Annotated in this window: 7 protein-coding genes and 1 pseudogene; all 8 read left to right on the top strand. The window is 57.8% G+C overall.

Going from position 1 to position 22,287, the window contains the following annotated elements; genetic code table 11:
- Window positions 1–67 precede the first annotated feature (67 nt).
- Window positions 68–2,482: a fimbria/pilus outer membrane usher protein gene (locus KHU30_RS21665; protein ID WP_211444680.1), complete on the top strand. Its 2,415-nt coding sequence runs from the start codon at window positions 68–70 to the stop codon at window positions 2,480–2,482.
- Between the two features lie 104 nt (window positions 2,483–2,586).
- The gene (locus KHU30_RS21660) at window positions 2,587–3,108 is read left to right on the top strand and encodes a hypothetical protein (protein ID WP_211444679.1); all 522 of its coding nucleotides are present in this window, start codon (window positions 2,587–2,589) and stop codon (window positions 3,106–3,108) included.
- A gap of 728 nt (window positions 3,109–3,836) precedes the next feature.
- Window positions 3,837–6,365 carry an ATP-binding protein gene (locus tag KHU30_RS21655; protein WP_211444678.1) on the top strand — a complete coding sequence of 843 codons (2,529 nt, stop codon included), beginning with the start codon at window positions 3,837–3,839 and terminating at the stop codon, window positions 6,363–6,365.
- A gap of 72 nt (window positions 6,366–6,437) precedes the next feature.
- Window positions 6,438–7,127, top strand: a complete 690-nt coding sequence (locus tag KHU30_RS21650; protein ID WP_211444677.1) for a response regulator transcription factor — start codon at window positions 6,438–6,440, stop codon at window positions 7,125–7,127.
- Between the two features lie 241 nt (window positions 7,128–7,368).
- Window positions 7,369–15,597 carry an autotransporter outer membrane beta-barrel domain-containing protein gene (locus KHU30_RS21645; RefSeq protein WP_211444676.1) on the top strand — a complete coding sequence of 2,743 codons (8,229 nt, stop codon included), beginning with the start codon at window positions 7,369–7,371 and terminating at the stop codon, window positions 15,595–15,597.
- 282 nt (window positions 15,598–15,879) lie between these two features.
- Window positions 15,880–15,966: pseudogene (locus KHU30_RS25805) on the top strand (ESPR domain-containing protein); the annotation flags it as partial.
- A 225-nt stretch (window positions 15,967–16,191) separates the two neighbouring features.
- Window positions 16,192–18,351 carry an autotransporter family protein gene (locus KHU30_RS21640; RefSeq protein ID WP_230427517.1) on the top strand — a complete coding sequence of 720 codons (2,160 nt, stop codon included), beginning with the start codon at window positions 16,192–16,194 and terminating at the stop codon, window positions 18,349–18,351.
- A gap of 287 nt (window positions 18,352–18,638) precedes the next feature.
- On the top strand, window positions 18,639–22,103 hold the full coding sequence (locus KHU30_RS21635; protein WP_211444673.1) for an autotransporter outer membrane beta-barrel domain-containing protein: 3,465 nt from the start codon (window positions 18,639–18,641) through the stop codon (window positions 22,101–22,103).
- The last annotated feature ends 184 nt before the right edge of the window (window positions 22,104–22,287 follow it).

Below are 22,287 nucleotides of genomic sequence, written 5' to 3'. Positions count from 1 at the left end.
ATGCAATCATATTATCGCGAAGCCTTTTATTTTTTGGTATGTCATGAGACTAAAGCTGCTTGCTGGCATGGCAATTCTGCTGTTTTTTCCATCGGTATTGGTCATTGCTGCAAATAACGTGAAACCTAATGACAAATCATTTGATCGTGAAACGTTGAAGGCGAGGGGATTCTCGCCTGATATTGCCTTCTTTTTTAAGGATGAAAAGCGCTTTAATCAGGGTGGCAATTATGTCACCCTGTTCGTTAACGGTATCAAGGTTGGCCGGGCTCATGGGCAATTTGATGAGCAAGGAAAATTATGTGCTGATGCGGATTTTCTTGGACGTGCCGATATTATCGTTCCTCCTCGGGATCATCTTGCGTCATGTATTGATCTACACAAGCTGTATCCGCAAACTATCGTACGCTTACATCCGAGCCGAGAAGAAGTAGAGTTAATTGTGCCGCAAAACGCTTTGCGTGTTTCCACCGGATTGAATGTCGATCGGTTTATTAGAGGTGGTACGGCCGGTCTGTTGAATTACGAACTGGCCTATATGAAAGACGCTTCAAAGAGCGGCAATACAACAATCCTGGCCAATACCGAGACAGGATTGAATGTGTTTGATTGGATGTTGCGTAGCCGGCAAACGTATTCCCGTTCACGAAGAGGGAAATCGATTTCTCATCTGGGTACGCATGTGCAAAAAACAGTGCCTGGCTACAAATCCGTTTTTCAGGCGGGACAAATCAATGTCGCCGACACGCAATTTAATATGCCATCTTTGCTCGGCATGCAATTTTTCCCTGAAGGGGCCTTGCTGGAGCAAGCTGGCAACAGCACTTCTGTCGATGGTATTGCGCAAACAGTAGCACGTGTGGAAGTACGGCAAAGCGGCGCATTGATTTATTCAACTGTTGTGCCGCCAGGGCCGTTTTCGCTGACCAGTTTGATGCTCAATAATGCGAGCGAACATCTGGAAGTGAGCGTGATTGAAGAAGACGGTCGGAAGCGCAGTTTCATCGTTCCTGTAGCTGCATTGGCCTTCAACTATGTTCCTCGCGAAAGAAATTTTTCGATTGCACTCGGCCGACCAATACGCTACGGGGACGAAAGTAATTATGCAGCTGGCAATAACTGGTTAGTAACTGCCAGGGCGAATCTACCTTTTGACAATCGATCCAGTATTGCAGCCAGCGCATTGCTGGCGCCACGATACTATTCGCTTGGCGCACAGTATATTGCCTCGATCAAACGGGGAGTAGTGGCCGATCTTAACCATTTGCTTGCCTATTCTGCCGGCACCATGGAGTTGGGGATGCAAGCCACGCTCAATGTTAGCGTTCAACTTAGCGAGCGGTTGTCTGCAAGTGGTTCGTATAGTTATCGCACAAAAAAATTTCGTACTTTTTCAGATACATGGGTAAGTCCATATGATGCGCCAATAATCGGCGGCGTCGAGCAGGTCGATTCGCGTGAGTTCGGATATAAGCAAATGAATTTTATTGCGAACTATCAGCACTCCGCCATAGGTAGTGTGGCGCTCAACTACTCACAATTTGGCGGCGGTCAGAGCGTAGGGATACGTCAGTTTGGGTTGCGCTGGGGGCGAAATTTCAAGAAGAAAAATGTGTCTGTCAGCATTGATCGCAGCACCGGTGTGAACCGAGATTTAATGGTATACGCAGGGCTTAGTATTCCTTTCGGATCGGGTAGTCTAAATAGTGCGGTCAGTCGCAATAACCGGCGTCAAGCAGTCACTTTTGATTACAGTGATCGTATCAATGAGTATGCAAGTTATCGCCTGTCAGCAGACGGCGGCAGTACAAATCGATCTATCTCCAACAGTGCTGGGTTGTCAATTTTGCCGAAGTATGCGCAGGCCAGCGTTAATGTGGGGAGCTACGGAGCGGGTGGCATTTCCTACAGTGGACAAATTTCAGGAGGCTTGGTTGCCCATGGGGATGGCATTACTTTGTCGCCGTATCGTGTGCAGGATACCTTTGCACTGATGACAGTGCCGGGTCTTTCCGATGTGAAAATTCAGACGCCGCAAGGACCAGTATGGACTGATCTCAGCGGCAGGGCGGTTGCTCCTTACATGCCTCCCTATCAAGAAGCTCGACTTGAATTGGTGACGAAAAGTCTGCCGAAAAATACCGACGTCAAGAATGGTGTGCGTATGGCAGGACTGGCTCGAGGTGCGGTCAGCAATATGACCTTCGGTGTTGTAAGCACACGTCGCGTGCTGCTCAAGATCGTTGATCACCATGGCAAGCCTGCCGACAAAGGCGCGTCGATCTTCGATGAGAATGGGGCATGGATTGCGTCAATCGGCACTGGGGGTACAACCCTTTTGACGGCAGAACAACTGAAGCAGTCGTTACGCGTGACCAATATTGCTGGTTCAGCTTGTTTCATTGATGTTGAATTGCCGGAGTACGCAGCTGTTGATTCTTTTTATGAGCGTACAGAGACGGTTTGTCGCCAGGCGATATAAGCATCGCTTGGCCAGAGGTCATTTGAGGAATATCAATGAAAGCGGAAAACCCTTGGTGCAGGCGATGCATTGTAGTGTGGCTGTGTCTGGCTTGCACAGCGAGCATGTCGCAAGCTCAAGAAAACAGCTCGTCTCCTCCATGTAAATTGATACTGAGTCGCTCGCAGCTGGAGCTTGGCCGTATCAGCCTAGGGAGTCTGAATGTGATGCGCCGCACGCAAGGTCAAATTTCGTTAGGCAAGCAGACGTTGATGCTTAATGTTTTTTGCGCTGTACCGACGCGTTTCTCGATTCAATTGCGAGGTGATTCTGGCGCCGGGGTAGACAATGTTCATCGTTTAAGCGCAGCGAATGACGCGACGTGGCTAAAACTGAAATTGCAAGAGGCGCTGGCGGATGGCAAGGCCGCCACATGGACATCCCAGCGCGATGTTTTTCGCAATGGACAAACGATTGTACTGGCGCCAGGCGACAGCGTCAGCCCTCAGATCGCAGGGCAGAGCACACCCATCATGCAGTTAGGTGTGGTGGCAGAGGTAGAGATATTGCATGACGCTGCCCGCACGAAATTTTCATCGGATCAAGACTTGAGCGGGCAGTTTTCTTTTGAAATTAAATCTTTTTGAAATGCGATATTCATCCTCCTCAGCCATCTTGACGCATTTGATAGCTGGCGCTTTTTTTGCTCAGGCGGGGCTCGGCTATCGTTTTGAATGATGAGAAATCTCATCGATCAACAGTGCCGGATGATCGCAGTCTGGTCGATCTGATCCAACGCACAACGGACCAACCAATCTTGAGCCGGCGATTGCACCGATATTTCAGTCTGGAAAATCTTGAGGTTCAATTTGCAATGTGTAGAACTCATATCCCCCTTGATATATTGGAATGTAAATATGAATAAATTTCGTTATGCTGCTGATTGCATTTTGATCGTCGTGATCGTGCTGTTATTTAATTATTTTGAGTTGTCGCCATGGCGTTGGCTTTCGTCTTGGTTCCGTGACCTGGCGTGAATATTTTGAATTCTCAACTCATTCTTAAACTGTTTTTTGACATACTCAACCGATGAGCAGCTTCTGTTATCGGTAAGCCTTGGCCTAATTCTAATTCCAATTTCACCGCTTCCATTTTGTATTCGCCGCCATAGTTCCTTGGCGTTTCCATTCACACTGCCTTGATGATGGCTTATCAAGCGGTGAGCCCATTTTTTTCCATCGCATCAAGGTGATGAAACTTCGCGAATGCGAAGCCTGTGCATTTCTTAAATCCATTTTTCAATTGGCAGGTAGGGTTGCTGTAGATGTTAAGGAGTGAAATACTGGCATTCATATTTTCCTGGAGTAAATCACCATTGACATTGCTCAATTTTTGTAGGGCTGGTTTCGAAGAGTTTTTTATGCGAAAACCGATTTTGTGCATTTTTTTTCTAGCCATTTTTACTTCGCCTGAAACTGCTTCAACTGAAGCCGATCAAGGCGTGCGTTTCAGTGAAAAAGAAAGACAATGGATTGCAGCAAATCCAATACTGCGGGTTGGTATCGATAGAAATAGCGTTCTGAGTGAACGCATACAGAACGGTGAATATAAAGGCCTGGCTTCCGGCTATCTTGCATTTATCTCGCGTGTCACTGGACTGAGCCTCCAAATGGTGCCATACGCCGATTCCTTTACGATTCAAAAAGAGATTGAAGCAGGAAACATCGATTTGAATCCGCTTGTTGTCAAGCTTGGCGACGATGCGCCGACGAACGATGCCGTTGCCCATACAGTGTCTTACTATCGTACTTTGACAACTGCGATAACCCTGCCCGCCGCGCGACACATATACAGATGGCAGGACCTGGCCGGCAAAACCATTGCTCTCAAATCTGATAGTGCATACACATCCTTTTTCCGCGAAAAAGATCCATCGATTCGGATTGTTCTTGTCGACAATATGCGCGATGCGCTAGAGGCAGTAGCGGATGGCCGGGCCGATGCCACTTTGGGAGAAGGCGCTTTGAGTCTGGACGTGATGTCGTTTCGGACGCTGAGCAATGAGTTTGCCGAGAAACTGAGTATTGCTGGAAGAATTGACATGGGGCCTCTCAATGTCAGCATGTCGGTACGGAGGGACGCCCCCATCCTCGCGTCAATCATCGACAAAGCTCTGTATTCCATGACTGCAAGGGAAAACGAACAATTGGCGCGCGAGTGGGAAGCCGGAATCGGCTTTCGTCATCGTACTTTATCGAATTTGCTTGTCGACTATGCTGTTGAAATAGCGCTCTGCCTGTTAGGTTTTATTCTGACGGTCATTTTTGCTTGTCGAGAGCGCATCGCACGACGTCGGGCGATACGCAGCGAACAGGAAAAGTCGATGTTCCTGGCCGTCATGAGCCACGAAATACGTTCGCCGATGAATGCCATCGTTGCCTCCATCGAGCTGTTGCAGCAATCCGATACGGGAAAACAGTTTCAGAAAACGTTGAAAGTAGCGGACGCTGCGTCGGAGACGCTGCTTGGCTTGCTAAGCAATATTCTTGATTTCTCCAAGCTGGAGGCCAAGAGCCTGGCATTGACTGCCGTCCCCTGCGACATCGGCAGCCTGGTGCAGGAAACGGTCGATATGATGTCCGCCAAGATACAGACCAGGAGAGTGCCAATTCATGTCATGGTCGATGTTCCGCCAGACATCCTGATCGTTGTCGACACCATGCGGCTGCGTCAGGTTTTGCTCAATCTGCTATCGAACGCCAGCAAATTTACCGAGCATGGCACGATAGAGGTGGTTGCTACAGTACATGCGGCGTCGGCCGGGCAAGATCAAGGACAAGATCGCGGACAAGATCAAGGGCAACTCACCGTGGACGTTATCGACAGCGGCATCGGTATATCAAAACAAAATCAAAAGCATCTGTTCCGGCCCTTTTTCCAGGTTGATGCGTCGATTTCCAGCCGGCATGTTGGTTTTGGATTGGGCCTTATGATCTGCCGCGAGCTGATTGCGTTGATGGCCGGCCGGATAACACTGCACAGCGACCAAGGCAAAGGGACTACCGTCAGCTTCACCATACCTTGTCAATGCATCTCGCGCGAAATGGCAGGAGGTGAAGCAAGTGCAAAAATGCTTTCCGACGCGGCTCCTGTACAGCAGGCTGTGACGATGCAAGCGCTATCCCCGCTCATCTTGGTGGTCGAAGATCAATGGGCCAATCAATATACGATTGAGCGGCAACTGGAGGTGCTGGGCTGCACTGCCCTGATTGCGGGAAGCGGTGCGGATGCATTGCAGATTCTGAAAGAGGAACAGAAAAATCCATCCGGGGGAAAGCAGATATCCCTGGTGCTCATGGATTGCTACATGCAAGACATGGACGGTTATGCCACCGCCAAAGCCATCCGCGACAACATCCGCAACAGAGCACAATACTTGCCCATCATCGCAGTCTCCGCGGCCACTGATGCGGTGCATCGCAAAAAATGCCTGAGTAGCGGGATGGACGACATTCTCGAAAAGCCGTTGAGGCTCGATGATCTGAGGCGGCTCCTGCAAGTTTGGCTGCCGGATGCGTCCCTCGCCGACGGAGCCGGGTTCTTTCAGCCCATGCAGGGAGAAGAGCTATACGCTCTGTTCGTTCACTCGATATGCAGCGATGTCGGCAGGATGCGGCAAGCCTGTGCTGACCGCGATATCACATTGCTGCAGCATCTCAGCCATCGGATCAAAGGAAGCGCCCCTATGTTTGATGCATGGGAGGCAGGGGAGCTGGCGGATTCGCTGGAGTCGGGACTGAATGTTCCGGACGGTATCGATTGGGATATCGTGCGAGATGCCGTTGACGCCTTGGCTGACATAGTCATGCAGCTCGACAACAAGCTGACAGTCGATGATGGTTAGCCGATGCCTTCAAATGCACCAAACCATATTAATATTTCCATTCCGATATTTATCAGTCAACCAAGGAAGAGCATGCCAAATCCGACTCGTATTTCCCTTTTGGACGATCATCATGTCACTCTGCAGGGCCTCGCCGGCTTGCTGGCGAACCAGGCTGATTTTCAGGTGGTCGGGCTGTATTCGCGCAGCCAGGAATTATTTGCTGGCTTACGCGGGAATCCGGCAGATGTCCTGGTGATTGATTATGCGCTCGGCCCGAATGAAATTGATGGCGTGGCCATGATCAAGTCCTTGCGATCGCAATTTCCCGCAAGTCAAATCCTGGTTGTTTCCGCCTGCTGCAACCTCAGCAGGGTATCGCTGGTGCTTCGGGCCGGAGGTCTTGGTTATGTCAGCAAGACGCAAAATCCGGAGGATATAGTGAGCGCGATACGGATGGTCGCTGCAGGGAAGTGCTATGTGCCGTCATTGGTAATAAGGGATTTTTCGGAAACAGTCAGTCGAAAGAAGAACGACATCGCGGAGCCTGAAATATCATCATCCGATAATGAATTTTTGATACTCAGCACATCGTTGACCGTTCGGGAAAAGGAAGTACTGCGCTGCTTTCTGGAAGGCATGAGCATCAAGGAGATTGCCGAAAAATTTTCACGCAGTCCAAAAACCATCAGCACGCAAAAGTGTTTTGCATTCAAGAAACTAGGCATTCGTAATGACAGCGATTTTTTTCTTATGCGAAAACAAATGGGGCATGTAGTCTGAACCCGGTTGATGGTCATCCCTCCGTTTTTGGCAAAAGTTGAAAGCAGAGGGCAAGCCGCAGCGAGCAAGGCATATCTGAAACCTCAAACGTACTAGAGGTATTGTTTTTATGTAATGAAATCGACTTATTCTGACTAGTCCTATTATTGTTTGGTTAAATTTCGGACCCATCCAATATCTAAGAAAAACCTGAATCTCCATACTCGCTCCTATCGAAATTTCATCTTGATAGGAGTTGACAATGAACAAAATCCATCGCGTGCTGTGGAACGAAGCCACCGGCACTTTCACTGCGGTTGCAGAAACCACCAAGAGCAAAGGCAAGCGCTCAAGCAGCGCCCGCAAGTTGCTGGCCACGGCAGCGATGGGGCTGACCTTGTCCGGCGCGGTATTGGCAACCGATGCAGCCACCAGCCCTGACAGCGGCTACCAGAGCGGCCATATCGTCGTCGACACCGGCAGCCTGACCGACCTGGTGACAGAAGGCAGCGCCGATACCAGCGTGGCCGACGCGTTTGCGGCTGTTGCTGCGAAACCAGCTGCTTCGGGCGTTGCCGGCATGGCGCGCTCAATCGGTGCGCTGGATAGCGACATTACGATCCCGGCCAACTGGGATACCGGCAATAACCATCAGGTCGGCGCCACCATTATCAACGACGGCAGCACCGTCAACCTGACAGGAAACAGCATCCGCTTTGCGACGCAAGGCAGCGGCACTTACCTGAGCCTGGCCGATGCCATGGCGCAAGGCTACGTAGACACCGGCGCCCACGGCGACCTGAGCCAGTACCAGCAGCTGGTGGTGGGCGCCAAGGCCAGCACGATCTCGGTCCCTGACCCGATCACCGGCAACATGATCGTTGTGCCGGTGTACAACGATGCATCGTTTGGACAGGGCCAGATGGGTACGGCCTTTCCCAACGATGGTTCTGCCAACCAGGTCCTCGTGTTCGGCAATGGCATTTCTGCGTCTCCGTATCTCGATGCCCGTCTGGCCACGGTCAGCAATGGCACGGTCAACGTCAATCTGGCGGATACCAGCATCAACATGGGCGCGGCCAAACAGACCGCGCTGGTGCTGGCTGACGGCACCCAAGGAACCAGGGCCGAAGCGGTCTGGACGTCCGGCAACTACGTGAACATGGGGCAGGCTGCTGCAATTGCCCCTACGCCTGCACAGGTTGCAGATCGTCCCCTGACCTATCAAGCCGTGAACTACGTTGGCAACTTCTCGGTGACCGATAGCCATGGCACCACCACGAATCATACGGTCACCAATCTGGCATCGTTGCAGCAATACAATAATTGGCTGGTACAGCAGATGCAGGCCGGCAATCTTGCCGCGTCCACTTACGATGCCAACGTGAAAATGGCTTACGCAACGACGCCTGTAACGGTCGACTTCAATCCGGTCGGTCAAGGCAATACGCCGGATCCCTCACTGATTGCTCCACTCGGCTACCAGGCGCTGTTGCAGGCTGACGGCGCCAACGCGATTGCGCGCGTTGCCAATCCGGCAGGCACCACCATCCAGCAGGCCTACGGTACCACGTTGCTGGCCACCAATGGCGGCACTGTCATCAATGATGGTCGTATTGGTACAGCCTCCGATGGTGGCCAGCCATTTAATGTGCGGTGGGGCGGCCAGGGCATCAACAATGGCGTGCTGACGCTTGGCTACGTCTCGACGGCAGCGGATGCGGCACCAAGCTCCAACATTCTCGCTCCCGGTGGTTACAATGTGGTCAGCGGCTCCGGCTCTGTCTTGACCAACAATGGCATCATCAATCTCGGGACACAAACGCAGCGTGTATGGAACGGCAATGTGTATACCGTCAACGCTGATACTAACGGCACGTTCGTCAATAACGGTGCGATGAATCTCGGCGTGATCAATTCGGTTGCGACGTCGCTCAGTCCGGTGAATGGTCCAGTGGCGCTGAGCGGCGGCACGGTGATCAACGGCGCCGACGGTGTGATTTATCTTGGCCGTGGCGCCAGTGGTGACATCTCCGGCGGCAGTCTGGCCGCAGGCGGTGCGGATACGACCATTGATGCTGGCGGCAACGGCATGTGGGTTGGCGACAACGGCGGTGGCGGTAATGTCGACAACCAGGGCCTGATCGTCATCGGCAGCGGCATGCAGAATGCGAACGGCATTCGGGTCGGACCGCTGGGCACTAGCGCGGCGAGCGCAATCAATCACGGCACCATCGACGTCAACGGCGCGCGCAGCGGTTCACCGCTGGCTAACACTGGTATCCAGGCCGCCGGCGTGAGCAGCAATGCTGTCATCGATAACGCCGGCATCATCAATCTCAACGGCGTCAACGGTATTGGTGTTCAGGCGGTTGGTGGCGGTAAAGCCACCAGTTCCGGCACGATCAACGTCTCGGCGCCGGTTGGCGCAGACCCGACGCTGCCGAACTACGGCCTGTGGGCCGATGGCGCGGGCAGCTCAGTTGGTCTCTCTGGCACGGTCAACCTGACCGGCGACCACGCCATCGGCGTGCATGCGCGTAACGGCGGCAACGTCGCCATCAGCGGCAACGGCGCAGTCAACTTCACATCGGGCAGCAACCAGATCGGCTACTTTGTCTACGGCCCGACTGCGACCATCACCAACACCGGCACCGGTACGCAGGATGTCTCGAGCGAAGGCTCGACCCTGTTCCGCATGGCGGCAGGCGCCGGCTTCACCGGCGGCGCCGGTGCGGCTTCACAGCTTACCGCTTCGGGTAAAGATTCTGTTGCCGTGGTCGTCACTGGTAAAGATGCCGCCAGCGGCAACGCCAGCCATTTCAACTCCGGCGGCATGACCATCAACCTGACCGGCGACGGCGCCACCGGCGTGCTGGTCGAAGGCGGCGCGCAGGGCACGATTGCCAATACGGCCACCATCAACCTGAACCAGGCCAACGCCACCGCGGCGGTGGTCGACGGCCAGGGACATGACCTGGCGGGCAACGCCAGCGGCGCGATCGACACGACCACCAGCCTGACGGCGGGTGCGACCCTCAATTCGTCCCTGGACGGCGTGACCGGCTATATCGCCAAGAACGGCGCCTCGCTGACCAACTCCGGCAACATCGTCTTCACCGGCGCCAACGCCACCGGCATCGCGGTGGATGAAGGTTCGACCGGCGCCAACACCGGCAATATCACGATGAACAACGGCGGCATCGGCCTGGTAGCCAGTTCCACCAGCGCAGCGACCACGCTGAACAATTCGGGCAACCTGATCCTGGCAGGCGGCAGCAACGCCAATCGCACCACAGGCATTTCGGCCGACGGTTCGGCGGTGACGGTCAACATGACGGCCGGCGAGATCGACATGCAGGGCCAGGGCGCCATCGGCGTCGAAGCGGCCAATGGCGCAACGGTCAACCTGTCCGGCACGGCGGTGCCGAAATTCGCCGCCGCCGGCAGCGGCGTGACCGACCAGATCGCCTTCCGCCTCAATGGCGCGGGTTCCTCGGTCAACGCCAATGTGGCGCCAGGCACGGTGCTGGACGCCAGCGGCGCCAATTCGACCCTGTTCCGCCTGGACAATGGCGCGAGCCTGGGCGGCGTGACGAACTTGCGTACCTCCGGCATCGGCGCCAAAGGGATTGCCGCGTCCGGCGCCGGCACCACGGTGGACGTGGCCAGCGGCAGCCAGTTCGATGTGGCCGGCCAGAATGCCAGCGCGGTCGCGGTCTCCGGCGGCGCGCACGCCACCTTGCAGGCAGGCGTGAACATCAGCCTGACCGGCAACGGTGCGGTTGCCGGCGTGGTTGACGGCAACGAATACGATCTGGCCGGCAACGTGATTGCCACCGATACCGATGCCCAGCTGATCAACAACGCCACCCTGACTTCGGGCCTGTCCGGCGCCACTGCGCTGGTCAGCCAGAACGCCGGCAAGCTGGTCAACAACGGCAATATCACGATGACCGCCGGCAGCGGCAACACCGGCATCAAGGTGCTGGGCGGCCAGCTGCAAAATCAAGGCAATATCTCGGTGGACGGCGTCGCTGTCTATGTGGAAGGAGCCAATTCGGTCATCAACAATACCGGCGGCAGCATTGTCGCGACCGGCGGCGAAGCGGCGATCAAGCTGGGCCAGGATGCGTCCTTGAACCTGGTCGGTTCGGGCGTGGCGACGGTCACCGCCCAGGGCACGGCGCACGGTGTGCTGATCGGCGCCGGCGCAGCCGGCCTGACGGCCGACGGCGCCACCATCAACGTCACCGGTTCCGGCAACGGCATCGAGAACCAGGCGGAAATCGCCGGCATGCAGTTGAACAACGTGAACTTCACGGTGGCCAACGGCGCCGGCATCCGTACCGGCAACACGCTGGCGCAGACCAACAGCGGCGCCATCACGGTCAACGGCAGCGGCGCGGGTATCGCTTTCATGCATGCCGACGGCTCGATGACCGACAAGGACCTGGATATGTCCGATTCGGCGGCGCTGGTCATCACAGCCAATGCAGCCGGCGGTCACGGTATCGTCACCAACACCAGCGGCACCGTCAACAGCGGCGCCAGCGTCAACATCGCCAACGCGGCCGGTGGCGAAGCGCTGGTGATCGGCGGCACCACGGCGGCGGTCACGCAGTCCGGCGTGCTCACTTCCCAGAGCACGACCGCGGCGGTGGTCAATACCGGCGCGGCGACCAGCTTCACCAACACCGGTACGATCCAGGCAGTCGATGCGGCGCATGACGCGTTCACCTTCGGCAGCAACAGCATGGCGCTGACGAATGCGGCGGGGGCGACTATTCGCGGCGCGGTCGCCCTGAACGGCGCCAACAACACCGTCACCAACAGCGGCGTCCTCGACGGCGCGATCAGCGCCGGCAATGGCAATAACACGCTGACAGTAGCGACTGGCGGCCAGCTCAACGGCACGATGACGGCTGGTAACGGCAACAACGCTGTGACAGTAGCGGACGGCGCTCAGGTGAGCGGTGCGATCGTCCTGGGCAACGGCAGCAACACGGTCGAACTCGATGGCACTGCCAGCGTGACGACTGTGGCGGCCGGTTCGGGCTCCAACACGTTCACCCTGAAGGGCAACGGCCAGACGTTCACTTCGCTGGACGGCGGCCTCGGCGCAGGTACTGACGCATTGAACTTCGATGGCCATAGCCATACGCTGAGCGATGCCAGCGTGTTCCAGAACTTCGAGCAGATGAACCTCAAGAACGGCTCCAGCCTGACCTTGGATACCGCACTCAAGCTGGGCGACAACGGCAGCGATGTCGGTACGTTGTCAATCGACGGCAGCAGCACGCTGAACGTCAACCTGGGCGCGCTCAACAACACCCTGGCCGGTATCGGCGTGGTGAACGTCAACGCCGGCGGCAACGCGTTCGATTTCACTGGCAATGTCGGTAATGCGTTTGCCGGCAAGGTCAACCTGAGCGACAGCACCTTTAACCTGGCAGCCGACAACACCGCCGCGCTGACCCATGCCACGCTGAACCTGGGCGCTGGCAGCACCACGACTGTAGGCAATGGCGCCCAGCAGATCGGCGGGCTGGCCTTCAATGGCGGCACGGCGGTCTTCGATGTGACGATCCCGTCCGACAATGTCGCGGCAGGCACGGTCGCCACTTCCGGCAACCTCAATGTGATGGACGCCGGCACGGTGCAGATCAAGCTGCCGGACGGCGGCCTGGACAACGACGCGCCTATCGTCGACACCACCCTCAACCTGCTGGCGCAGGACGACCAGGAAGTCATGGTGCAGCTGGTCAAGAGCAACGGCACGGTCACTGGCACCGCCGGCAGCATTGCGCTGGTCGACCAGCACGGCAATGTGATCTCGGACGCCCAGCAGGTCGATATCACCCAGGGCGGCAGCAAGGTGGCGGAAGCAACCTACGACTATCGCCTGATGACCGGCACGGCGCAAGACGGCTTGTACGTCGGCTACGGCTTGAAGCAGCTCGACCTGCAAGGTACGGGCAGCGACGCCTTGATCCTGGCGAACAGGGAAGGCGCCAGCGGCGCCGCCGGCGACCTCAGCGCCAAGCTGACCGGCAGCGGCGACCTGGCGATCGACACCGGCGCGGGCAACACCGTGTCGCTGTCGAACGGCAGCAACGACTACACCGGCGCTACCGATGTGCGTTCGGGCACGCTGCTGCTGGCCAATAACAATGCGCTGGGCCAGACCTCGGCATTGCATATCGCTAACGCCGCAACAGTCGACATGGCTGGTCACAGCCAGGCCATCGGCGCCTTGACCGGCGCCGCAGGTTCCACGCTGGACCTCAACGGCGGCGCGCTCACCATCGCCAACGGCGGTGTCAGCGACGGCGCCCTGAAGGGCGCCGGCCAGTTGAACCTGGCAGGCGGCACTTTGACGGTAGACGGCGCTAACGCCGGCCTGTCGGCAGCGACCTCCATCGCTGCTGCTGCGAGCGCGGTGTTGAACGATGTGCAAGGCCTGGGCAGCGGCGCTATCGCCAACGACGGCAGCTTGCAATTGAACGGTGCAACCGGCGTCTTCGGCAATGCGCTGTCGGGTAACGGCTCGGTGCATCTGGATACAGCGACCTCGATTGCTGCATTGGGCAACAACAGTGCTTTCAGCGGCGCCTTCGATATCGACGCCGGCGCCACCCTGACCGTGGCCGACGCCGCCAATCTGGGTAGCGCCAGCGTCAGCAACGGCGGTGACCTGGTGGTCAACACCGCTACAGACTGGAGCATTGCCAACGCCGTCACCGGCGCCGGCAATTTCACCAAGGCCGGCAACGGCACGCTGACGGCGGGCGACAACCTGGCTTACTCCGGCACGACCAGCATCGACGCCGGCACCCTGATCGCCAACGGCACGCTCGGCGCGCCGGGCGCAGGCGATGTCGCGGTCGCCAATGGCGCGACGCTGGCCGGCCTCGGCACCGTCAGCGGCCACGTCAGCAACGCCGGCACGATCAGCGCATTGAACGCGCTGGCCGGCCATGCCAGCGACGCTGCTGGCACCTTCACGCTGGCCAACGGCCTGAGCAACAGCGGCACGATCAACCTGGCCGGCGGCCAGGTGGGCAACCAGCTGGTGGTCAAGGGCGACTACGTCGGCAACAATGGCACGGTCGTCATCAACACCGAGTTCGGCGGCGATAACTCGGCCACCGACAAGCTGGTGATCGACGGCGGCCACGCTTCCGGCGATACCGGCCTGATCGTCAAGCAAGCCGGCGGCGCCGGCGAGCAGACCAACGTCGGCATCCAGGTGGTGCAGACCGCCAACGGCGGCACCACCAACGCGGATGCGTTCAAGCTCGATGCGCATTCGACCGGCTACCGCAGCGGCGTCGGCACGCTGTCGGCGGGCGGCTACGATTACAGCCTCAAGCGCGGCGGCAATGGCGGCGTGGCGGATGACTGGTATCTGGTCTCGGCTATCAAGCCTGTCGATCCGGTTACCCAGCCAAATCCGGGCGACGGTGGCGGTGACGGCGGTGGAGATCCTGGCGAGAAGCCTGTGCTGCCGTCGCCGGAAACCGATGTCATTTCGCCGGAAGTCGGCGCCTACTTCGGCGCCCGTACCGCGGCCACGTCGATGTTCACGCATACCTTGCATGATCGTCAGGGCCAGGGCGCAGGTGCGACCGCGCAAACCGGCGTTCCAGCGGTTGACGGCAACGCCTGGGTGCGTGTCGAAGGCAGCCAGAACCGCGGCGACGGCGTCGGCGGCCTGCGCATCGAGAACTCAGGCAGCCTGATCCATGGCGGCGCCGATGTGTTCCGTTTCTCGGACGGCGGCGAAGGCAGCGTGCGGATTGGCGCCATGGCCGGCTACGGCAGCAACACCACCCGCTCCACCGGCCGCATCCTGGGCCAGGACGTCACCGCCAGCGGCAAGGTCGAAGGCTACGGCGTCGGCCTGTACGGCACCTGGTACGGCAATCGCGATACCAGCACCGGCCCGTATGCGGATGCCTGGATCAACTACGGCGCCTTCAGCAACACGGTCGGCGGCGCAGGCACCCAGAGCGACAGCTACCGTTCGCACGTCATGAGCGCTTCGCTGGAAGGCGGTTATGCCTTCTCGTTGTTCGACAATGGCCAGAGCAAGGTTTCCATCGTGCCGCAAGCACAGGTGATCTACTCCAACTACCGCGCCCCGGATCACACTGCCAACGGCACCATGATCTCGGGCCTGTCCGGCAACAGCGTCATGACCCGTCTTGGCGTACGCCTCAACGGCAGCTTCAACATCGGCAGCGATCACCAGATCAATCCGTTTATCGAAGAGAACTGGAAGCATGGCCCGGCGACGCAAAACGTAATGATGAACAACAATACGTTCAACGACAAGCAACCGTCCGACCGTCTGGAAACCAAGATAGGCCTGCAGGGGCAACTGAGCAAGAACGTCTCGGCCTGGGGTTCCTTGAGCGTCGAAACCGGTGCGGGCAATTACCGCTCGGTAGGGGGGCAAGTGGGGGTGAAATACACCTGGAAGTAATGGCCGGTTATCTCAACCTTAACGTACTGAGGTAGTAGGGTAGTAATCCATAGCGGGGCGCTCGATGATTCGGGCGCCTCGTTTTTTTTGATATCGCATACGCTGAAGCGCGCCTGATCGGGTTGGAAGTCTGGCGCGTGCAAGTCATTGTGTTTCTCCACAACGGAATCTGTTTTCCAAGGCAGACGCAATTTTTTTTATAGATTGTTTAATCCCTGCCTTATATAAAAGCACAGGTCGGATCAACATAATTTCTCCTTGGTAAATGCAAAGGAGCGATGAATGAATACCGTCTTTAGAACTATCTGGAGCCAGACTTTGGCGGCCTGGATTGCAGTATCTGAACTGGTCAGAGGCTGCAAAAAGAAAGCAAGTGTCAATCGCAGGGGCAGGCAATGTTCACATGCGCTGATGGCGGCGGCATTGCTGAGCACCGGCTTTAGCGCCGCAAATAGCGCATATGCGACAGTCGATAATTTCGCTGATAGTGCTGCTTCCGTGGCAGGCATTCCTATTTTTATAGAAGGACTCCCGGTCGTCTGGCAGGACGTTGTCCTCGGCGGAGCGGATATCTTTATTCTCGATGGCGGCATCATGGAACTGTACGGTACCGCGGGCGGCGGCACCGACATAGAAAATACGACCATAGAAACCGGCGGTCAGCAGATGGTGTATTCGGGTAGCCGTGTCACAGATACCGTCATCGACGGCGGTATCCAGATGATTGACGACACGGTCACCTGGATGGGCGATCCTGGCGGTGGTCCAGCGGTGGCGACGGACACGGTTGTCAACGCCGGCGGCATGCAAGATGTCGTTTCTGGCTCTGCAATCAATACCACGCTCAACGGCGGCGCCCAGGTAGTGCGAGGCCGCGGCAGCACGGCCAACTATACGACGATCAACGCCGGAGCTGATCAAGTGGTGGATACGGGCGGCACGGCCAATCATGCAAAGATCAACAGCGGCGGCATGCAGAACGTATATTCCGGTCAGGCCAATAACACGATTGTCAATAACGGCGGTACACAGAATATCTATAAGAGTGGCATCGCGAACGATGTCTCGGTCAATGGCGGTGTGCAGAACGTCTACGATGGCGCAACCTCGAAGCGCACCCTGGTCAATAACGGCGGCAGCGTCAATCTGCATGGCGGCGCCAGGGCTAGCCAGCTCAATGCCGACAATGGCGGCACCGTCAACGTCATGGAGAACGGTGTCCAGGCCATCGATAAACTGGAATTGAGCAATGGTGGCAGCTTGAACTTTGTTTCCGACGGTATTTTCAAGACCCTGACCGTCAACAATCTTGTCGGCAACAACGGGAAAATGATCATTAACACGATTTGGGGGGACGATAGCGCAGCCACTGACAAGCTGATCATCGATGGCGCCTGCCCTGGCGGCGGTTCTGGCCTTGTCGCCCCGCATGACGCGTGCAGCCCAGGCGGCAGCGGCCATGTATCGGGCGATACCGGCGTGGTGGTCAAGCATGCCGGCGGCGACGGTGCGCAGACCAATATCGGTATCCGGATCGTCGAGACCTTGAATGGCGCCACGACCAATCCCGATGCATTTGTATTGGACCCGGCTTCGGACGGCTATCGCAGCGGCAAGAACACGATTTCGGCCGGCGGTTACGACTATCGCCTCAAGCGCGGCGGCATTGGCGGCGTGGCGGACGACTGGTACCTGGTGTCGCCTGTGGTTCCTGTAGATCCGGATAAACCCATTGAACCTCCACCGGTGCCGGTGGATCCTGTGATTTCTGTGATCAGCCCGGAAGTCGGCGCCTATTTCGGCAACCGCCAGGCAGCGTCCACAATGGCGGTGCATACGCTGCACCAGCGCCAGGGCCAGGCGCCGGGCATGAGCGCGGAAGATGCCGCTGGCGGCATCGACGGCGCGGCGTGGGCGTGGGTGGAAGGCCAGGACATTTCGCGCAAGAGCGCAGGCGGCAGCCTGGATATCGAAGCGAAGCAACGCCTGATCCATGTCGGCGCGGATGTGCTGCGCTTCAAGGATGGCGGCGACGGCAGTTTCCGCGTTGGGGTGATGGGCATGTACGGCACTGCCACGACCTGGTCGAACAACGATACCCGGTTGTGGTCGGGCGATACGCTGGGCACGGCACGCGGGACGGTGGATGGCTACAACCTCGGCCTGTACGGCACCTGGTACGGCAACCATGACATCTTGTCCGGTCCGTATGTGGATACCTGGCTGACGGCAGGCCGTTACAACAATACGGTGGGCGGCGCCGGCCTGGCGACCGAGCAGTACCGTTCGCGCACGCTGACCGCGTCGATCGAAGGGGGTTATTCCTTCCCGATCTACGATCAGGACAAGACCAAGCTGTACCTGGAGCCGCAGGCGCAGATCGTCTACGGACGTTATCGCGCCGGCGATTTCACGGAGGCCGGCGGGACGACGGTCGGCGGCCAGAACGGCAGCAACCTGCTGACGCGTCTGGGCGTGCGCCTGCATGGTTCCTCGGCGGATGGTCCCGGTCCGGACATGCGTCCCTACGGCGAGCTGAACTGGTGGCATGGCAGCCAGTCGGCGCCGTCGATGACGATGGACGGCAACGTCTTCCGCGACAACCTGCCGCGCGACCGGGCGGAAGTCAAGGTCGGCCTGCAGGGACAGGTCACGAAGGCGATCGCGGTATCGGCGCTGCTGGGGGTGGAGACCGACCTGGGGAGCTACTACGCAGTCAAGGGTCAGGTGGGCATGAAATACAGCTGGAAGTAATTGTCGTAAATCGTCCTAAGCGGACTTGGACGGCAAGAAAAGGCGGGGCGCGCGATTTTTTCGGGTGTCCCGCTCTTTTTTTGCGGGATTGGGTACGGCCTGGCGAGCTTGTATTGCTCTAGAAATTTCTGGCGCGTAACGAAGATTTTGCCTTTATCGAAATTTATCAATGTTTCGTATTTGTCTGATTGTTTGAATGTCCATTTCCATACTCGTCAAATATCCACCGACGGACTAAATCCACATAATCGCTCCTGTCAAATTTTACAGTTGTCAAGGAACGAAAAATGAACAAGGTATTTCGCATTATCTGGAGCCAGATACTGGGCGCATGGGTGCCCGTTTCCGAACTCACGAAAACACGCGGCAAGAGCGCCGCAAGCACGGTGGCCACGGTGGGCCTGGGCGCTGTCGCCCTGGCTTTATGCGCGGCGCCGCTGGTGGCGTCGGCGCAGGCGAATGTGGTGATCGATACCGATCAGAGCACGCCATATGTGCTGACCAGCAGCAGCCCTACGGGAAATTTGGCAGTCATCAACGACGGTGTGAATCTTAGTTCGTCGGTGAACGCCAACAACCCTTCCGGCGCTGCCTTGGTCGGCGCCGCCGGTTTTGTGTGGGACATCGTTAACCGCGGCACGGTCACCGGCACGAATTCCAATTCCGGCATGGATATTTCCGGCATCGGCAGCAGCATCACCAATTACGGCAGCATTGTCGGCAGGCTGGTCGATGGCACTGCCTTCTTTCGTCCTTATGGCATTCGCGGCGACGGCCTGACCATCAATAATTTTGGCAATATCTCTGCCGATCGCGTGGCTATCACCAACGGCGCCGGGGGAGCAGCTTCTTATCTAAACATCCTCAATCAGCAAGGTGCAGTCATTCGGGCTGAAGACAGTCTCACCAATCCCCAAAGTAGTATGGCAATTCTTGTTTCCAATGCGCCGTTAGCCTTGCGCAATGAGGGCACTGTATCGGGACAGGATGCTGGTGTCTTTGTCAGCGGCGGTACGGCTGATATTGTCAATAGCGGCTTGATCGAGAGCCGGAGTGCCAACTTCGGGATTGCGCTGTTCGGCCAGGATGCGACTATGACGTCTAGCATAGTGAATCAATCGGGTGGGCAGATCGTTGCAAGCTCGCCGACATCGCAAACCGGCCGCGGTATTTACGCTACGGGCGGGACGCTGATCGTCAATGAAGCCGGCGCCAGCATCCAGGGTTCCAATGCGGCGATCTATGGCGAACAAACGGCAGCTATTGCTGTCGATAACGCCGGTACTATCGATGCCGGCGCCACCGGCGCCGGCATCTTCGTGCAGAACGACGCGAGCATTGTCAATCGCGCCGGCGCAGCTATTACCGGCAATGCCGGCGTGTCGTCGTGGTTTGGCGGCAAGCTCAATCTGGTCAACGAGGGGCAGGTTACCGGCAATCATGGCGGCACAGCCTTTTTGCCGGCAAATAACGGACGTGGAAATGGTGTCTATGTCATAAGAGGGGATGCAGATATTACCAATGCGGCATCCGGACAGATTATCGGCCAGGGCGGAACAAATTATGACGAAGGCAATGGCATCTTTGTGGCAGGGAATGGGGCTTCGCGTTCTAAGATCAGCAATGCTGGCAGCATCCAGGGGCAAGTCGGTATCTACTTCGACAATACCAATGCCGATGTCTACAATGCAGGCACCATTACTGGCAATGATGCGGCCGCCATTATATTCAGTTCAAACAACGACGGTGGCACCAACAACCTGACGCTGGATACCGGTTCGGTGCTCAATGGCATGGTCTATGGTGGCATCGGTGCGCAAAACAATCTGATCCTCGAAGGAACAGGCAGCGAAGACTTCGACAAATTCAGTGATTTCCAGACCCTGGCCATGAACGGCCAGGACTGGACCCTCAACGGCACTGGCCAGTTCGACACCCGTGCCGACATCAACAGCGGCACCTTGCATGTCGAAGGTACGTTGCAGGCGCCGATCACCGCAGTCAACAGCGGCGGCACACTGGCTGGCTATGGCCGGGTTATCGGCGACGTCAATAATGCCGGCATCATCGCTCCGGGCAGTGCCGGCGCCGGCAATAGCACCTTCGGTGCGCTGACGATCCAGGGCAATTACGTCGGCAATGGCGGCAAGCTGCTGGTCAATACCTTCTGGGGCGACGACAGCTCTGGTACCGACAAGCTGGTCATCGACGGCTGCCAGCCTGCCATCCCCGGCGGTGGCGGCGGGCCGCTCAGTATCGCCGCCAGTGCTTGCAGCAACCCGGGCAGCGTCAATGTGTCGGGCGATACCGGTGTGATCGTCAAGCATGCCGGCGGCAGCGGTGCGCAGACCAATGTCGGCATCCAGATCGTCGAGACCCTGAATGGCGCCACGACCAATCCCGATGCATTTGTATTGGACCCGGCTTCAGACGGCTATCGCAGCGGCAAGAACACGATTGCAGCCGGCGGTTACGACTATCGTCTCAAGCGCGGCGGCAATGGCGGCGTGGCGGACGACTGGTACCTGGTGTCGGCTGCCGCTCCTGTGGAACCGCCGCCGGAGCCGTGTGCCGCCGGCGCCAGGTGCGAGCCGGAACCACCGCCTCCAGAGCCGTGCACCGACGATACAAAGTGCAAGCCGGAACCACCGCCTCCAGAGCCGTGCACCGATGATACAAAGTGCAAGCCGGAACCACCGCCTCCAGAGCCGTGCACCGATGATACAAAGTGCAAGCCGGAGCCGCCTCCACCGTTGCCGGTGGATCCCGTGATCAGCCCGGAAGTCGGCGCTTATTTCGGCAACCGTCAGGCAGCGTCCACAATGGCGGTGCATACGCTGCACCAGCGCCAGGGCCAGGCGCCGGGCATGACGGCGGAAGACGCCGCTGGCGGCATCGACGGCGCCGCGTGGGCGCGGGTGGAAGGCCAGGATATCTCTCGCGAGAGCGCAGGCGGCAGCCTGGATATCGAAGCGAAGCAGCGCCTGATCCATGTCGGCGCGGATGTATTGCGCTTCAAGGATGGCGGCGACGGCAGTTTCCGCGTCGGCGTGATGGGCATGTACGGCACGGCCACGACCTGGTCAACCAACCGCACCCAGTTGTGGTCGGGCGATACGCTGGGCACGGCACGCGGGACGGTGGATGGCTACAACGTCGGCCTGTACGGCACCTGGTACGGCAACCATGACATCCTGTCCGGTCCGTATGTGGATACCTGGCTGACGGCAGGCCGTTACAACAATACGGTGGGCGGCGCCGGCCTGGCGACCGAGCAGTACCGGTCGCGCACGCTGACCGCGTCGATCGAGGGCGGCTATTCCTTCCCGATCTACGATCAGGACAAGACCAAGCTGTACCTGGAGCCGCAGGCGCAGATCGTCTACGGACGTTATCGCGCCGGCGATTTCACGGAGGTCGGCGGGACAGCGGTCGGCGGCCAGAACGGCAGCAACGTGCTGACGCGTCTGGGCGTGCGCCTGCATGGTTCCTCGGCGGTTGGTCCCGGTCCGGACATGCGCCCCTACGGCGAGCTGAACTGGTGGCATGGCAGCCAGTCGGCGCCGTCGATGACGATGGACGGCAACGTCTTCCGCGACAACCTGCCGCGCGACCGGGCGGAAGTCAAGGTCGGTTTGCAGGGACAGGTCACGAAGGCGATCGCGGTATCGGCGCTGCTGGGGGTTGAGACCGACCTGGGGAACTACTACGCTGTCAAGGGACAGGTGGGCATGAAATACAGCTGGAAGTAATTGTCGTAAATTGTCCTAAGCGGACTTGGACGGCAAGAAAGGGCGGGGCGCGCGATTTTTTCGGGTGTCCCGCTTTTTTTTGCGGGCTTGGGTACGGCCTGGCGAGCTTGTATCGTTCCAGAAATTTCTGGAGCGCGATGGAAATTTTGTTCTTCCGAAATTTCATCAGTATTTTCTGATTTTT

This window comes from Collimonas humicola, assembly GCF_018304945.1.
GTDB classification, from domain to species: domain Bacteria; phylum Pseudomonadota; class Gammaproteobacteria; order Burkholderiales; family Burkholderiaceae_D; genus Collimonas; species Collimonas humicola.
This window is presented reverse-complemented; position numbering and strand designations above follow the sequence as displayed.